We start from the raw sequence: 667 nt of genomic DNA, 5'->3' as shown, positions 1-667 counted from the left end.
CTGAAACTGGTGCTGCTAGAGAACCCCGGCCAGGGCGGCACGATCAACCACCTCGGCGTCGAGGTCGAATCGAGCGAGAAGGTGCACGCCGAGATCGCCAGGCTGTCCGGGGAGGGCCTGTTCACCCAGGAGGAGATCAACTCCACCTGCTGTTTCGCAACCCAGGACAAGGTCTGGGTGACCGGACCGGCGAACGAGAAGTGGGAGGTCTACACCGTGCTCGCCGACTCCGACACGTTCGGGACCAGCCCGAAACTGTTGGAGCAGAACGCCAACGATGACGTCGAGCAGGGTTCGGTGTGCTGCGGTGGCAGCGCCGCCGAACCGGCTGAGGTGCGCACTGCTTGCTGCTGAGGGGTCGTGGCTTGCGCTCTCGCCTACCGCGCGATGCGGTCGGCGAGGGCGCGGATCCGGTTGGTGATGTCGTCGCGGATTAGTCGCATCCGTTCGATGCCGTCGATGCCCCGTTCGGAGGGTTCGTCGGTGTTCCACACTTCGAGGGCGACGCCGTCGGGTGGGGTGACGTCGGCGGTGCCGACCACCACGACGAGATCTGCAGTTTGCATCAGTTCGTCGGTGAGTTGGCGCGGCTGATGTCCGTCCACGGTGGCGCCGACTTCGGCGAGCGCCTGGGCGGACAGGTCGTTGACCTGGCCGCCGATTTTCG

At 65.8% G+C, this 667-nt stretch carries 2 protein-coding genes; one reads left to right on the top strand and one right to left on the bottom strand.

The features are described from left to right. Positions 1 to 354, top strand: a 354-nt coding sequence (locus tag GOALK_RS19490; RefSeq protein ID WP_006360549.1) for an ArsI/CadI family heavy metal resistance metalloenzyme, incomplete at its 5' end; no start/stop codon positions are given. A 23-nt stretch (positions 355 to 377) separates the two neighbouring features. Here the strand turns inward: GOALK_RS19490 and GOALK_RS19485 are convergent. Then, a partial coding sequence (locus GOALK_RS19485; RefSeq protein WP_006360548.1) for an arsenate-mycothiol transferase ArsC occupies positions 378 to 667 on the bottom strand: 290 nt, incomplete at its 5' end.

The organism is Gordonia alkanivorans NBRC 16433, assembly GCF_000225505.1.
Taxonomy (GTDB): domain Bacteria; phylum Actinomycetota; class Actinomycetes; order Mycobacteriales; family Mycobacteriaceae; genus Gordonia; species Gordonia alkanivorans.
The sequence above is the reverse complement of the archived record's forward strand: the minus strand, read 5'-3'. Positions and strand labels throughout refer to the sequence as shown.